This is a genomic window from Shimia sp., assembly GCF_049116215.1.
Classification (GTDB): Bacteria; Pseudomonadota; Alphaproteobacteria; order Rhodobacterales; family Rhodobacteraceae; genus Shimia.
In genome coordinates, this window is sequence record NZ_JAGDZB010000003.1 from 42,542 (window position 1) to 56,679 (window position 14,138).

The 14,138-nt window shown below is 57.2% G+C and carries 13 protein-coding genes; 8 read left to right on the forward strand and 5 right to left on the reverse strand.

Going from position 1 to position 14,138, the window contains the following annotated elements; all coding sequences use genetic code 11:
• Positions 1 to 464: 464 nt before the first annotated feature.
• Positions 465 to 1,052, forward strand: a complete 588-nt coding sequence (locus tag JXR15_RS08775; RefSeq protein ID WP_422052860.1) for an acyl-homoserine-lactone synthase — start codon at positions 465 to 467, stop codon at positions 1,050 to 1,052.
• 15 nt (positions 1,053 to 1,067) lie between these two features.
• Here JXR15_RS08775 and JXR15_RS08780 read toward each other — a convergent pair whose 3' ends face one another.
• The gene (locus JXR15_RS08780; RefSeq protein ID WP_422052861.1) at positions 1,068 to 2,141 is read right to left on the reverse strand and encodes a response regulator transcription factor; all 1,074 of its coding nucleotides are present in this window, start codon (positions 2,139 to 2,141) and stop codon (positions 1,068 to 1,070) included.
• A 285-nt stretch (positions 2,142 to 2,426) separates the two neighbouring features.
• Complete coding sequence (locus JXR15_RS08785; RefSeq protein WP_422052862.1) at positions 2,427 to 3,290, reverse strand: MurR/RpiR family transcriptional regulator; 864 nt, start codon at positions 3,288 to 3,290, stop codon at positions 2,427 to 2,429.
• A gap of 146 nt (positions 3,291 to 3,436) precedes the next feature.
• Here JXR15_RS08785 and JXR15_RS08790 point away from each other — a divergent pair, with 146 nt between their 5' ends.
• From JXR15_RS08790 to JXR15_RS08820, 7 genes are all read left to right on the forward strand, one after another.
• Entirely contained in the window at positions 3,437 to 4,192 is a 756-nt protein-coding gene (locus JXR15_RS08790; protein WP_422052863.1) for an N-formylglutamate amidohydrolase, read from the forward strand.
• Positions 4,192 to 4,788 (forward strand): TRAP transporter small permease subunit, encoded by a 597-nt coding sequence (locus JXR15_RS08795; RefSeq protein ID WP_422052864.1) that lies wholly within the window; start codon positions 4,192 to 4,194, stop codon positions 4,786 to 4,788. The genes JXR15_RS08790 and JXR15_RS08795 overlap by 1 nt, the downstream gene beginning before the upstream one ends.
• On the forward strand, positions 4,788 to 6,110 hold the full coding sequence (locus JXR15_RS08800; protein WP_164646653.1) for a TRAP transporter large permease subunit: 1,323 nt from the start codon (positions 4,788 to 4,790) through the stop codon (positions 6,108 to 6,110). Before JXR15_RS08795 ends, JXR15_RS08800 begins: the two co-directional genes overlap by 1 nt.
• A gap of 53 nt (positions 6,111 to 6,163) precedes the next feature.
• Entirely contained in the window at positions 6,164 to 7,192 is a 1,029-nt protein-coding gene (locus JXR15_RS08805; RefSeq protein ID WP_299419219.1) for a TRAP transporter substrate-binding protein, read from the forward strand.
• An 81-nt stretch (positions 7,193 to 7,273) separates the two neighbouring features.
• Positions 7,274 to 8,638, forward strand: a complete 1,365-nt coding sequence (locus JXR15_RS08810) for a glutamine synthetase family protein (protein ID WP_422052865.1) — start codon at positions 7,274 to 7,276, stop codon at positions 8,636 to 8,638.
• 90 nt (positions 8,639 to 8,728) lie between these two features.
• Positions 8,729 to 10,111, forward strand: coding sequence for an aldehyde dehydrogenase family protein (locus JXR15_RS08815; protein ID WP_422052866.1), 1,383 nt, complete (start codon positions 8,729 to 8,731; stop codon positions 10,109 to 10,111).
• A 93-nt stretch (positions 10,112 to 10,204) separates the two neighbouring features.
• Positions 10,205 to 11,350: an iron-containing alcohol dehydrogenase gene (locus tag JXR15_RS08820; RefSeq protein WP_422052867.1), complete on the forward strand. Its 1,146-nt coding sequence runs from the start codon at positions 10,205 to 10,207 to the stop codon at positions 11,348 to 11,350.
• On the opposite strand, the gene cobF is transcribed toward JXR15_RS08820, so the two are convergent.
• From cobF to JXR15_RS08835, 3 genes are read right to left on the reverse strand one after another with little or no spacing between them, the layout of a single operon-like run.
• Positions 11,347 to 12,102, reverse strand: a complete 756-nt coding sequence (gene cobF, locus JXR15_RS08825; RefSeq protein WP_422052868.1) for a precorrin-6A synthase (deacetylating) — start codon at positions 12,100 to 12,102, stop codon at positions 11,347 to 11,349. The two genes, JXR15_RS08820 and cobF, sit on opposite strands and share 4 nt — an antisense overlap.
• Positions 12,099 to 12,821, reverse strand: coding sequence for a uroporphyrinogen-III C-methyltransferase (gene cobA / locus JXR15_RS08830; RefSeq protein ID WP_422052869.1), 723 nt, complete (start codon positions 12,819 to 12,821; stop codon positions 12,099 to 12,101). The genes cobF and cobA overlap by 4 nt, the downstream gene beginning before the upstream one ends.
• Positions 12,818 to 14,137 (reverse strand): cobyrinate a,c-diamide synthase, encoded by a 1,320-nt coding sequence (locus JXR15_RS08835; RefSeq protein WP_422052870.1) that lies wholly within the window; start codon positions 14,135 to 14,137, stop codon positions 12,818 to 12,820. Before JXR15_RS08835 ends, cobA begins: the two co-directional genes overlap by 4 nt.
• Position 14,138 lies beyond the last annotated feature (1 nt).

Here is a 14,138-nt window from a genome sequence, read left to right on the forward strand (position 1 = left end):
GGGGAAATTTTACGAAGCCATTGGTTAACAGGTTCCGCCGTTAATAAAGGTTTCTCCTTAATTGGTTGATAAAGGGTGAATTTTTTGCATAACATTCATCTAAATTTGCGAAAACTGTGTTCTGGGAGCAGAAACAATCTACAAAGTTTTAAAGTTGAACTTTTTCTGTAGAAGTTGGCTAAAAATTGTGTCTCAATTGACGTGAAGGGTAAGTCGGGTCACAGACGCGCTACGCGGTTAGGTTGTGTCTGAAGGCGAAGCTTGAGATCCGAGTAAGGGTTTTCCGGTTGATGTGTACGGTACAAAGGGGCTGGCCTGGCGAACGGGTGGCCGGAAGTTCCTTTGTGTTTTGGTAGGTTATGAGTGTTTGGGTTTGTATTTGGTGCGTGCCAGAAGGGCCGCGCCGCAGTGTGAGTGAGTTCATTTGGTACCTGGGGCAATGAGTATCCGGAGAAATTGGGGAAATGCTGACGACTACTCTGTCATTCGAGAACATGCACAAGCATGGCGAATTGATGGTCAACCTATTGAGAGCGCGAAAGCAGTCTTTCATCATCCAGAACAACTGGGACCTGCCCGAAGTGGCGGGTATGGAATACGACCAATACGACACACCGGCATCGAGCTGGATCGCGGTACATGAGGGTGAGCGTGTGCTGGCGGGGGTGCGGTTGACGCCAACCACAGCGCGCTGCGGCATGTACTCCTACATGATTCGAGATGCCCAGAAAGGCATGCTGGAGTCTATTCCAACCAACCTGCTGTATGACGAAGCACCAATTGATCCTTATATCCTGGATGCGAGCCGTGTTTTTGTGGCGCGGGATGTGCCAGCTGAGGAACGCACGGAGGTGCAAACGCAGCTGATGGAAAAGCTGATCGAGACAGCCCGAGAGATGCGGGCCAAACAGGTTCTGGGTCTCGTGCCCGCGATTTGGCCGCGGTGGATCCGGCGTCTTGGACTGGTGGCAGAGCCAGCCGGACCGGTGATGCTGGTCGATGGGGCGCCTGTTCAGGTGGCGCGCATGGATTTGTCACACACCCACCACTAAGAAAACCAGTCGCGGTTAGCCAAAAGCCGCCGCGACTTTGGGGTGCTGGCCGTCATCGCTTAAAGCGTCGTGCAGCAGGGTTTCGTAAGCCCGTCGCTCCATCTCAGTTTGAAACCCGCTGGCGGGATGCAGGCGCACAGTTTTGCGCAGGTCTGCTGCGGAGGCGTTTGGCGCCCGGCTTTCGATGCTTTCAGCGGCCTTCTGGAGCGCATCCAGCGCGCCACCGCGGGTGAGCGTGCGCAGTTTGATTGCCTCGCCAAAGCACATGTCGTTTTGCAAGCCGTCGATTTGTGTGGATGGGACATAGGCCAAACGGCTGTTTAACTCCGCCTCTAAACGGGCGCTGGAGTAGCCGGCGCTGCGGGGCAGTGTGCCAACAAACAGGCCGTTGCCTTTGTAGGTGACCTGCGCGTCGTTGTTGGCCAAGACGGAGAGAAGTTCGCTGCCAATGTCTGTTAGAAGTTGCCGGAAAGCCACGGCGGACAATGACGCGTAAGCGCTTCCGGCTGTGGTGACTTTGGCCGCGAACGCCTGGGTGCGCATCCGCTGTCTGCGGGGCATGTCCAGAACGTGCTTTTCAAACGCCATGCAGCCAACCAGTTGGGTTACACCGGTGATCTCAATGGGCTCGCTCAAGCTGTGAGCGGTGTTGAAAATCAGATCTTTTTTGAGCGCGGCCATTTCCGACACGCTGGCGGTGAGTTGCAGTTGTTCGGCAACCTGACGCTCGGCGATGGAAATTCGGGTGAACAGTTCCAAAAAGTCAAAAGGCTTGGTGACGTAGTCTGTGGCACCCGCTTCAAAGGCGGCGTCGATATATTTCTTCTGCGACATCGCCGTCAGCATCAGGATTGGCGTGCGTGTGTATGGCCGGGTCTTGCGGATTTTCTTGGCCAGTGTGATGCCATCCATGATTGGCATTTGTACGTCCAGCAGGAAGCAGTCGAAGGGGACTTTGGCTTTGGCGATGGCGCGAATGGCCTCTGGGCCAGAGGTAGCTGTGACAATGCTATGATTGGTTTTGGCTGCCACTGCTTCGGACAGCAGTTCGCAGATGTGTTCGTCGTCATCAATGGCCAATATCTTCATAGTCCCAGCCCTTTCTGGCGCTGTGTCTGTGCTTTGTACCTACCCAACTCTGTCACTCACTAAAGCCGACACTTCTGATCGGTCCTTTAGAGGTTAGTATGTTGGGCAATTACGGTCAGAAAGGGGCGCGAATGGTGACCGAGGGGGAAAAATTAGGAATTTGTTAACCTAGGTTTTTAAGGGCGCGGCCGGCCATCGCATTGGGAATGCGGCAGGAATTCGGCACGATTTGGCTCGGTTCAATCTAGGGGAGAGGAGGTGATTTTGGCTTCCCGCAAGGTGTGGTTAGACAAATTTCCGGAAGATTTTGGTCTGGTCAAACATGTCTTCCAGCGCGTGCATACGATCTTCGGTCTGGTCCCAGCGGGCTTCCTGAACCGCGGCGATCAGAGTTTCTGACAAGAGCATCATCGACACGGTAGAGTCCCAGGCAGAGGGCGCTTCAATCCGGCATTTGAGGGAGACATCCGCGTATTGGCTGATCGGGCTTTGCCATTGATCGGTGATCAAGGCGATCTTGGCGCCGCGTGCCTTGGCGATTTCAGCCAGGCGTAACGTGGAGTTCTCGTAGCGCCGAATATCGTAGATCAGAACCACGTCGCCTTCGGAGATATCCAGCAGGTCGTGCGGCCAGGCATTGGACGTGGAGCGGATGTGACGCACGCGGGCGCGGATGACTTGCATATGCAGGTGCAAGTATTCGCTCAAAGCGTGGGTGATACGTCCGCCAGTGATGTAAAGCGCACGGTTTTCATCCGCCAAAAGGCCGGTTAGGGCGTCAAATTGTGCGGGGTCGATGTTGGCCAGGGTTTGGCGGATATTGCTCATCACCGCATCGGTAAAGCGGTTGAGAATATGCGCTTCCGGCGCGCTTTGGGCCCAGCTTTCATGCTTGGCAATTGGATTGGAGAACCGAGCCTCCACCTCTTGACGGAGTGCCTCCTGAAACTCAGGGAAGCCTGTATATCCCAGCTTTTGCACCATGCGGGCCACGGTTGGCGTCGAAACCGACGCTTTCTCCGCGAGTCGGGTGATCGAGCCCATGCCAGACATGGGATAATTCTCCAAAATCACCCCAGCGAGCTGACGCTCAGCCCGGGTCAAACTGTCATAAATTTTGTTTATGGTTTCCTGTGCGGTGTCTTTCACGGAGGGCTCACTTACTAACTGCTACAAATGTAAGCATAGTTTCAAAGTAATCATCTGAGAAGAAAAATTTTCAGAATAATTATTGACAGGACGGGTGACTCTGAAGAAGTTTGTTCACAAATGTGAAATGGCACGACGGGAACAACATGACTCTAGATGATTCAGAGGCAGTGATGATCGAGGGCGATATTGCGCCCTGTGACATTCTGTTCGTGTGTGAACATGCCTCTCGCCATTTTCCAGATACGTTTGGTGATCTCGGCCTGAGCGAAGACGTGCGCCAAAGCCATGTGGCTTGGGATCCTGGCGCGTTGACGCTGACCCGTGAATTGGCAAAGCGGTTTGATTGTTCGCTGGTTGCCGGCGGCGTGTCGCGGCTGCTGTATGATTGTAATCGCCCTCCTGAAGCACCGGATGCCGTGCCGGCAAAAAGCGAAATTTTCGATATTCCAGGCAATGTGGATTTGTCGGAAGAGGATCGTCACGCGCGTGTGACTCAGATCTACCAGCCGTTCAAAGAGGCGGTGGAGCAGGTGGTTGAGGTGGTGCATCCAAAGGCGATTGTGACCGTCCATTCCTTTACACCAGTGTATCACGGCAAACAGCGCGCGGTGGAAATTGGCATACTGCATGATCGGGATACGCGGCTGGCGGACAAAATGTTGGATGCCATGTCCGATGGTCCATTCAACACGCTACGCAATGATCCATATGGGCCGGAGCATGGGGTGACCCATTCTTTGAAGGCTTATGCGCTGCCCAACAAGCTACCCAATGTCATGCTGGAAGTGCGCAACGACCTGCTGGCGGATGACGCCACGGCGGCTGGTGTCACCGAGGCACTGGCGGCTGCGATTGCGCAGGGCATGGCAGAGCTGCGCGAAGCCGGGGAGATTGTGTGATGCCAAAGCTCATTCGCTATTACATACACGGGGTGGACTGGTTTAACCGCAAAGTTGGCCGGTTTGTCATGTATGGCATCTTTGTCATGATGGGCATCCTGCTGTGGTCGTCTTTCTCCAAAACGTTCTTGGAGCCGTCGATGTGGACGTTGGAAATGGCGCAGTTTGCCATGGTGGCGTATTACGTGCTTGGCGGGCCGTATTCGGTGCAAATGGGCTCCAACGTGCGCATGGATCTGTTCTACGGCGAGTGGACCTTGCGCCAGCGCGCCATTGTTGACGCGATGACCGTATTTTTTCTTGGGTTCTATCTGGTGATCCTGATCCATGGAGCCGTGGGCTCGAGCGCGTATTCGCTGGGGTATTTTGGCGTGGAACCCTACACCTTCTACAAAGATCTTGTGATGGCCTACATCACCGGCGGCAAAGAGGCCGCGAGCGAGATCATTGGATATATCGAGCGCAGCCCTACGGCCTGGCGCCCCGTTCTTTGGCCGATCAAACTCATCATGGTTTTTGGCTTTATTCTTATGCTCTTGCAGGCGATTTCTGAGCTTCTCAAAGATATCGCGCGCATCCGCGGAGTGGACTACTAATGTCTTACGAAATGATCGCCATTCTGATGTTCTCGACCATGATGCTGATGCTCATGACCGGGCAGCGTGTCTTTGGCGCAATTGGCTTTGTTGGGGTTCTGGCGGCGGTGCTGCTGTGGGGCACTGGTGGCTCGGATATTGGCTTCTCCGCGGCAATGAAGCTGATGAAATGGTATCCTTTGCTGACGCTGCCGATGTTCATTTTCATGGGCTACGTGCTCAGCGAGTCTAAGATCGCTGATGACCTCTACAAGATGTTCCATGTCTGGATGGGGCCGGTCCGAGGTGGGCTTGCGATCGGGACCATTCTGTTGATGGTTCTTGTTTCCGCGATGAATGGTTTGAGTGTCGCCGGGATGGCGATTGGTGCCACCATCGCGCTGCCGGAGCTGCTCAAACGCGGATATGACAAACGCATGGTCACCGGGGTTATTCAGGCCGGATCAAGCTTGGGTATTCTGGTGCCGCCCTCTGTGGTTCTGGTGCTCTATGCGATGATTGCACGCCAACCGGTGGGTCAGCTGTGGTTGGCTGGTGTTTTCCCGGGCCTGATGATGGCAGCGATGTTTATCCTCTATGTGGTGATCCGTTGTCGCATCCAGCCAGAGCTTGGTCCGGTTTTGCCAGCGGAAGAGCGCAACATCAGCCGCGCGGAAAAGATGAAACTTCTGCGGGCAGGCCTGCTGCCACTGGTGATCTTCGCAACCATGATGATCCCGTTTGTGAATGGCTGGACTTCTCTGGTGGAAAGCTCGGCAATTGGGGCCATCACAGCCTTTGTGGCCGCCGTGCTGAAAGGCCGTATGACCCGGGAAGTGTTCGAGAACTCGGTACGCAGCACGTTGGGGATTTCCTGCATGTTCATGTGGATCATTCTCGCGGCACTGGGTTTTGGCGCGGTGTTTGACGGGCTGGGCGCGGTGAAAGCCATCGACAACCTGTTCACTGAGCAACTGGGCCTTGAGCCTTGGATGATCCTGATCCTGATGCAGCTGAGCTTCATCATCATGGGCACCTTCCTGGATGACACGGCGATGTTGGTAATCGTGGCACCTCTTTACGTGCCACTGGTACAAGCGCTTGGCTTTGATCTGATCTGGTATGGCGTGCTCTACACCATCACCACGCAGATCGCCTATATGACGCCGCCCTTTGGCTATAACCTGTTTCTTATGCGGGCCATGGCGCCCAAAGAAGTCACCCTACGCGACATATACCGCAGCATCGTGCCCTTTGTGGCTGTGATGGTCTTGGCCCTGACGTTGGTCATGATCTTCCCGCAGATCGCACTGTGGCTGCCAAACTATGTTTACGGAAAATAAAAACACTAAAGAGCGCCGCGAACGGGGCCGAAACGCAACAAGGAGAGTAAGAGATGACAACTAGACGTAAGTTTCTTCAGACCGCTGGTGTTGGGGCAATGGCCGCACCACTGGCGACCCCGGCGCTGGCTTCCAGCACCATCAAGTGGCGCATGCAGACCTATGCCGGTCCATCGCTGGCCGCGCATGTGATTGATCCCGCGATTGAAATGTTCAACAAAATTGCGGGCGACCGCATGCAGATTGAACTGTTCTACGCCGATCAGCTGGTCCCAACCGGTGAGCTGTTCCGTGCTATGCAGAAAGGCACCATTGACGCGGTACAGTCTGATGATGACTCCATGGCGTCCCCAACCGAAGTCACAGTGTTTGGCGGCTACTTCCCATTTGGGTCGCGCTACAGCCTCGACGTTCCTGTGCTGTTCAACCAGTACGGCCTGAACGAGATCTGGGACGAAGAGTACTCCAAAGTTGGTGTGAAGCACATCAGCGCCGGTGCATGGGATCCTTGCCACTTTGCGACCAAAGACCCAATCAACTCGCTCGCCGACCTCAAAGGCAAGCGCGTCTTTACCTTCCCAACCGCGGGCCGCTTCCTGAGCCAGTTTGGCGTGGTGCCAGTGACCCTGCCATGGGAAGACATCGAAGTTGCGGTACAGACCGGCGAACTCGACGGCATCGCATGGTCCGGTATCACCGAGGACTACACCGTGGGTTGGGCCGACGTGACCAACTACTTCCTGACCAACAACATCTCTGGCGCATGGGCAGGCAGCTTCTTCGCCAACCAGGGCCGTTGGAACGAGCTGCCAGAAGATCTGCAGACCCTGTTCCGCGTCTGCTGTGACCAGTCGCACTACTACCGTCAGTGGTGGTATTGGGGTGGCGAAGCCAACCTGCGCGTCAACGGAGACAAAATGCAGCTGACCACAATCCCTGATGATGAATGGGCGACTGTGGAAACTGCGGCTGTGAAATTCTGGGATGAGATTGCGGCAGAGAGCCCAACCAAAGCCAAAGTTGTTGAGATCTTCAAAAAGTACAACGCGGACATGCAGGCGGCTGGCCGTCCGTACCGCTAAGGCTTAGATCTCCAAAAAGCGAAATTCGAAGCCCCGGTTTGATTGCTGGGGCTTCGGTGACACCAAGAGAAAGTGCAGCAGATGTCTGGCAATTTGACCCTAGAAGAGTTGGGCGCGCTGAGCGCCAGCGGCGAGATCGACACCGTTCTGGCCTGTATTGTGGACATGCAGGGCCGCTTGATGGGCAAGCGCTTTGTGGCGCAGCATTTTGTCGACAGCGCCTGGGAAGAGACCCACTGCTGTAACTATCTTCTGGCGACTGACCTGGAGATGCACACGGTTGAGGGCTACGCCTCTACCAGCTGGTCTGCAGGTTATGGCGACTATCTGATGAAGCCGGACCTCACCACGCTGCGCAAAGCGGCCTGGCTGGAAGGCACGGCACTTGTGATTTGTGATGTGATGGATCATCACGGTCACCACGACATTGCGCACTCCCCGCGCGGCATGTTGAAAAAGCAAATCGCGCGTTTGGCGGAGATGGGCTTTGAGGCTGTATCGGCAACCGAACTTGAATTCTTTATTTTTGAGCAGAGCTTTGAAGAGCTTGGCAAAAATGGATACCGGGACCTGACACCGATCAGCGCCTACAACGAAGATTACCACATTCTGCAGACCACCAAAGAAGAAGGTGTGATGCGCACCCTGCGCAATACGCTTTATGCATCGGGCATTCCGGTGGAAGGCTCCAAAGGGGAAGCCGAGACCGGCCAGGAAGAGCTCAACATCCGCTACGGCAGCGCGATGGACGCGGCGGAAAACCACACAGTGTCCAAACACGCCGCCAAGGAAATTGGCTGGCAGCAGGGACACGCGGTGTCCTTCCTACCCAAGTGGCACCATGACAAAGTCGGCTCTGCCAGCCACGTGCACCAGTCGCTCTGGACCAAAGACGGTGTGCCAGCGTTTTACGACCCGGATGCCGAACTGGGCATGTCTGAACTGGCGCGGCACTATTTGGGCGGCTTGCTGAAATATGCCGACGACATTACCGTTTTCCTTGCGCCTTATGTGAACAGCTACAAACGTTTTCAGAAAGGCAGCTTTGCGCCCACCGCCAAGGTGTGGTCGGTGGACAACCGCACCGCGGCGTTCCGTCTGTGTGGTGATGGCAGCAAAGCGGTGCGCGTGGAGTGTCGTGTGCCGGGCGCAGATATGAACCCCTATCTGGCAATTGCGGCGATGTTGGCGGCGGGCATCAAGGGCATTGAGGAAAAATGTGATCCAGGTGCGCCACTGACCGGCGACGCTTATGAGAACAGCAACGAAGAGATTCCGACCACGTTGAAAGGCGCCACGGAAGCCCTACGTGGATCCAAGATGCTGCGCGACGCCATGGGCGACGATGTGATTGATCACTATGTGCGTATGGCAGAATGGGAGCAGGAAGCCTTTGAGGCGGTTGTGACCGATTGGGAAATTGCCCGCGGATTTGAGCGGGCCTAAGACCGGCGTGAGGGGGCTCCTCTCGCACCACCGGCAGACTAGTGAACTAAGAAAAGCGGGGCAGGTGCCCCCTCTGGATGGAGTGTTGCCATGAGCGGCATGTTGACGTGTATTTCTCCGATCGACGGATCGGTCTTTGCAGAACGCCCTGTGCTGAGCACGGATGAGGCTTTCGCTGCGGTGAAACGCGCAAAGGACGCGCAGAAAGCCTGGGCGGCGCGGCCGTTGCCGGAGCGGGTTGAACTGGTGATGGCCGGTGTGGCGGCTGTGGGTGCGATGAACGATGAAATCGTGCCTGAGATCGCCAAAATGATGGGCCGTCCGGTGCGTTATGGCGGTGAGTTCGGTGGCTTTAACGAGCGTGCCAGCCATATGGCAAAAATAGCCGAAGAGAGCCTTGCGGACATTCAGGTGGGCGAAGATTTGACCTTCAAACGCTATATCAAACGTCTGCCACATGGTGTGGTGTTTGTTGTCGCGCCTTGGAATTATCCCTACATGACCGCCATCAACACAGTTGCGCCAGCACTTATCGCGGGCAACACCGTGGTGCTGAAACACGCGACCCAAACACTGGTCGTGGGCGAGCGCATGGCGCAGGCGTTCCACTCCGCTGGTGTGCCGGAAGACGTGTTCCAGAACGTGTTCCTGAGCCATGATGTGACCAACGAGTTGATTGCCGGCAACGCGTTTGATTTTGTGAACTTCACTGGCTCCGTTGGTGGTGGTCAGGCGATGGAACGCGCAGCGGCGGGCACCTTTACCGGTGTGGGCACTGAGCTGGGCGGCAAAGACCCAGGCTATGTCATGGAAGACGCAGATGTGGATGCGGCGGTCGACACACTGATCGACGGCGCGATGTTCAACTCCGGCCAGTGCTGCTGTGGCATCGAGCGTATCTATGTGCACGAGAGCCTCTATGAGGAGTTTGTCGCCAAGGCAGTGGAGATTGTGAAGGGCTACAAGCTCGGCAATCCGATGGACGAAGCCACCACCATTGGCCCAATGGCGAATGTGCGTTTTGCCAGTGAGGTGCGGGCGCAGATTTCTGAGGCGCTGGAAGCCGGTGCAACCGCGCAGATTGAGACCTTTGCTGAGGATGACGGCGGGGCCTATCTGACGCCACAAATCCTGACCGATGTGACCCACGACATGCGGGTGATGCAGGATGAGAGCTTTGGTCCGGTTGTCGGCATCATGAAGGTGTCCTCTGATGAAGAGGCGATTGCGCTGATGAATGACAGCGAGTTTGGTCTGACCGCGTCGCTGTGGACCAAAGATTTGGCGCGTGCAGAGCGCGTGGGCAATGAGATTGAGACAGGCACGGTGTTTATGAACCGGGCCGACTACCTGGACCCCAGCCTGTGCTGGACCGGGTGCAAAAACACCGGGCGCGGTGGTGGGTTGTCTGTGATTGGGTATCAAAACCTTACGCGACCAAAGAGCTATCACCTGAAAAAGGTGACTGTGTAATCATGGGATCTGTTCTCAACAATTGTGTTTGAGAATGGGTAAGCCGGATGCCGGAGACAGAATGTCCCGGCATCCACTTTTTGAGGAAGAACAATGACACTCACTGGAAACTGGTCGTATCCGACCGCGATCCGATTTGGGGCTGGCCGCATTGGGGAATTGGCAGAAGCCTGTGCCCAGGCTGGCATGAAAAAACCACTGCTGGTGACGGACAAGGGCTTGGCCAATCTACCCATCACGGTGGCTACGCTGGACCTGATAGAAGCCGCAGGGCTAGGCCGCGGTCTGTTTGCAGAGGTCGACCCAAACCCCAACGAGATCAACCTGACCGCTGGCGTGGATGCGTATAACGCAGGCGGCCATGATGGCGTGATTGCTTTTGGCGGTGGCTCTGGTCTGGATCTGGGTAAAATGGTGGCCTTTATGGCTGGCCAAACACGACCGATTTGGGATTTTGAAGACATCGGCGATTGGTGGACCCGCGCGGATGCTGACGCGATTGTGCCGATTGTGGCTGTGCCAACAACCGCAGGCACCGGCTCTGAAGTGGGCCGCGCCAGCGTGATCACCAACAGCGTCACCCACGAGAAGAAGATCATCTTCCACCCGAAGGTGTTGCCTTCCGTGGTGATTTGTGACCCGGAGCTGACTGTAGGCATGCCACAGTTCATCACCGCAGGCACCGGTCTGGACGCTTTTGCGCATTGTGTGGAGGCTTACTCGAGCCCGCACTACCACCCGATGAGCCAGGGCATCGCGCTGGAAGGTATGAAACTGGTGGTGGAGAACCTGCCGCGTGCTTATGCTGACGGACGGGACATCGAAGCCCGCGCGGAGATGATGAGCGCCGCGATGATGGGGGCGACCGCTTTCCAAAAGGGCTTGGGAGCGATCCACGCAATGAGCCACCCGGTTGGCGCGATGTTCAACACCCACCACGGCACCACTAACGCGGTTTGCATGCCAGCTGTTCTGGAGCTGAACGCGCCGGTGATTGCCGAGCGGTTTGACCGTGCGGCGGGCTATCTCGGCATCGAAGGCGGGTTTGACGGTTTCTGCGCCTTTGTGCAGGGTTTCAACGACAGCATGGGCATTCCGCGCAAGCTCTCTGAGCTGGGCGTGACCGCGGGTGCGATCCCTGAGCTGGTGCAAGGCGCGTTGATCGACCCGTCTTGCGGTGGCAACCCGGTAGAGTTGACCGAAGCCAACTTGACCGCGCTGTTTGAGGCGACAATCTAAGTCGATTTGCGCAGCAGGTAGATATCCATAATCCACCCGTTAGAGGCCCGTGCATCCGCGCGGGCCTTTACGATTTGGGCGGAAGCCTCGGCAACTGGACCTTCGATCAGGATCTGTTGATCCATGCCGACATAGCCGCCCCACCAGATGTGGATGCCACTTGGGTCGAGGCTTTGGAACGAGCATTCGCCGTCCAGCATCACCGCCAATGTGAGTGTATCGACGGGCCAGCCGTCTTCGCGTAGTTTACGGCCTGTCGTGATCTGAACCGCGCCGCCCAATGTGTTAAGCGGGATGGCGTGTGCCGCCGTCAGCATTTGCAGAGATGTGATGCCGGGGATGACTTGAACGTTCAGGTCGGTACCGCGTGCGATCAGGCGGTCTGCGATGCGGAGCGTGCTGTCGTAAAGCGACGGGTCACCCCAGACCATTAGGGCGACCTTGCCATCTTGCGGTACATGGGCAGCGATGAGGTCTTGCCATATCGCCGCCAGGGCGTCGTGCCATGTGTTCACGCCGTCGAGGTATTTCGGCGTGTTGGCGTCGCGCACGGGGTAGTCAAACTCAACAATCTTTGGTGATGTGCTGAGCAGCTCGCTGGCAATCATCCGACGCAGGTCAGCCAGCTCCGTTTTCTCGTCCCCTTTGCGCGGCAACAGGATCACGTCGGCGCCTTCCAGCGTCTTGATCGCTTGCAACGTCAGGTGATCGGGGTTGCCGGAGCCAATGCCGACCAAAGACAGTTGGATCATGCGCTTTCCGCCAGTTCGCCAAAGAGGATGATGCCGGGGGCTTTGGTGATCTCCTTGCGGAGCTGTTCCGCCAAGGCTTCCATGGTGGTGCGAGTCAGGGTTTGATCCGGGTGGGACACGTTTTCAGCCAAGAGAGCAGGGCAGTCGCGGCGCAGGCCCGATGCGAAAAGCTTTTCGGCCAGTTCCGGGAAGGTCCGTTTTGGCATGAACAAAACTGTGGTCGCACCGGGGTCGGTTAGCGATTGCAGGTGCAGGTCGCCGGGCAGGGCGCCCGCGACGTCATGGCCGGTTACAAACTGTACACGCCGCGCCACAAGGCGGCGGGTGAGCGGAATGCCGGCTGCGGCGGCGGCCGCGCTTGCCGAGGTCACACCTGGGATGATTTCAAAGTCGATGCCGTTCTCTTTGAGGGCGGTGATTTCTTCCTCCAGACGGCCAAAAATGCCGCTGTCGCCCGACTTCAAACGGACCACATGGGCGCCAGTCCTCGCATAGTCCACCAATAGCTGGCTGACGTGGTCCTGCTTTGGCGACGGGCGTCCGGCGCGTTTGCCCACTCCCACCAGATCAGCGTCCTTGTTGGCGTGCTCCAGAATGGGGCCGGAGGACAGGTCGTCAAATAACACGGCTTCGGCTTTGCCGAGGCGGTCAACTGCCTTGAGCGTCAAAAGCTCTGGGTCTCCGGGGCCGGAGCTGACGAAGCTGACAAATCCACTCATTTTGTGGCCTCTGCAATCAGGTGGAAGAAGGTGCCGGTGACATGGCCTTTGATGGAGCCGGTTTCCGGCACCGGGTTGCCGTCCGCGTCGCCCACTTGTGCGAGCGGTTCATCCGGTTCTTCCAGAATGGTGGTGTAGTGAAACTCATGCCCCCGCAGGCGCGCGCCGGTGTCAAAGCCTAGCATCGGAGCGTTGAGGGTGGCTTGGCGGTAACCGAGGTGGAACTTGCGTTTTTCGTAAGAGGTCACAAGGCCCAGCAGGCCTGCCATCTTGTGGCGGGTGCCGTCTTTATCGATCAGTGCGGTGCCCAGGGCCATGTAGCCGCCGCATTCGCCGTGCACTGGTTTGATTTCTGCGTGATTGCGCAGGCCCGCCAAGTAGGTCTGATTGGCGGCGAGTTTGCCTGCGTGCAGCTCCGGGTAGCCACCGGGCAACCAGACCAGATCGGCGCTTGGATCAGGGGCTTCATCCGCAAGCGGGGAGAATGGCAGGATTTCAGCACCTGCGTTGCGCCAGCCGGTCAAAAGATGCGGGTAGGTGAAGCTGAAAGCAGCGTCACGCGCCAAGGCAATGCGCTGTGCAGGCGGCTTGGGCAGCGTGCCGGTTTTGGCGCCACCGGCACGGGCGGCGGATTTGATCGCTTCAAGATCGACATGTTCGCGCAGGAAGGTTGCGTAGCCTGTGATGGCCTCTTCCAGATCGGGATGCTCCACAGCCTGGATTAGCCCGAGGTGGCGCTCTGGCAGGGTCAGGTCCCCGCGACGCGGCAGCACGCCAAGCACGTTCACACCAGCCTTGTCCATGCCAAGCCGTGCGAGACGTTCATGGCGCGGAGAGGCGCAGCGGTTGAGGATCACACCGGCAAAGGGCAGGTCCGGATTGTAGGTCTTGAACCCAAGGGCCGTGGCGGCCGCAGATTGCGCTTGGCCGCCCACGTCAATCACCAAGACCACAGGCCAGCCCATCATCAGTGCGGTTTCCGCCGAGCTGCCAAAGCCGTTTTCACCACGCGTGGCGACGCCGTCAAACAGGCCCATGCTGCCTTCGGCGACAACTATGTCGGCACCTTGGGCTTGCTCGGAGATGCCCCCAGCCAGCGCTGGTGGCATGGCCCATGTGTCGAGGTTGAAAGCCGGGCGGCGCGCGGCGGCGTGGTGGAACGCTGGGTCGATGTAATCTGGGCCAGATTTAAACGGCTGCACTTGCAGCCCGTCTTCGGCTAACGCCCGCAGCAAACCGAGCATAACCGTGGTTTTGCCGGTGCCAGAGGACGGGGCGGAGATCAGAATTCCGGGAGGCATGGTCATGTCAGTCATC

What these genes read in the sequence shown, in the direction of transcription:
- JXR15_RS08775 (WP_422052860.1), top strand. Translation starts at nt 465, where the DNA reads ATGCTGACGACTACTCTGTCATTCGAGAACATGCACAAGCATGGCGAA.
- JXR15_RS08780 (WP_422052861.1), bottom strand. Translation starts at nt 2,141, where the DNA reads ATGAAGATATTGGCCATTGATGACGACGAACACATCTGCGAACTGCTG.
- JXR15_RS08790 (WP_422052863.1), top strand. Translation starts at nt 3,437, where the DNA reads ATGACTCTAGATGATTCAGAGGCAGTGATGATCGAGGGCGATATTGCG.
- JXR15_RS08795 (WP_422052864.1), top strand. Translation starts at nt 4,192, where the DNA reads ATGCCAAAGCTCATTCGCTATTACATACACGGGGTGGACTGGTTTAAC.
- JXR15_RS08800 (WP_164646653.1), top strand. Translation starts at nt 4,788, where the DNA reads ATGTCTTACGAAATGATCGCCATTCTGATGTTCTCGACCATGATGCTG.
- JXR15_RS08805 (WP_299419219.1), top strand. Translation starts at nt 6,164, where the DNA reads ATGACAACTAGACGTAAGTTTCTTCAGACCGCTGGTGTTGGGGCAATG.
- JXR15_RS08810 (WP_422052865.1), top strand. Translation starts at nt 7,274, where the DNA reads ATGTCTGGCAATTTGACCCTAGAAGAGTTGGGCGCGCTGAGCGCCAGC.
- JXR15_RS08815 (WP_422052866.1), top strand. Translation starts at nt 8,729, where the DNA reads ATGAGCGGCATGTTGACGTGTATTTCTCCGATCGACGGATCGGTCTTT.
- JXR15_RS08820 (WP_422052867.1), top strand. Translation starts at nt 10,205, where the DNA reads ATGACACTCACTGGAAACTGGTCGTATCCGACCGCGATCCGATTTGGG.
- cobF (WP_422052868.1), bottom strand. Translation starts at nt 12,102, where the DNA reads ATGATCCAACTGTCTTTGGTCGGCATTGGCTCCGGCAACCCCGATCAC.
- cobA (WP_422052869.1), bottom strand. Translation starts at nt 12,821, where the DNA reads ATGAGTGGATTTGTCAGCTTCGTCAGCTCCGGCCCCGGAGACCCAGAG.
- JXR15_RS08835 (WP_422052870.1), bottom strand. Translation starts at nt 14,137, where the DNA reads ATGACTGACATGACCATGCCTCCCGGAATTCTGATCTCCGCCCCGTCC.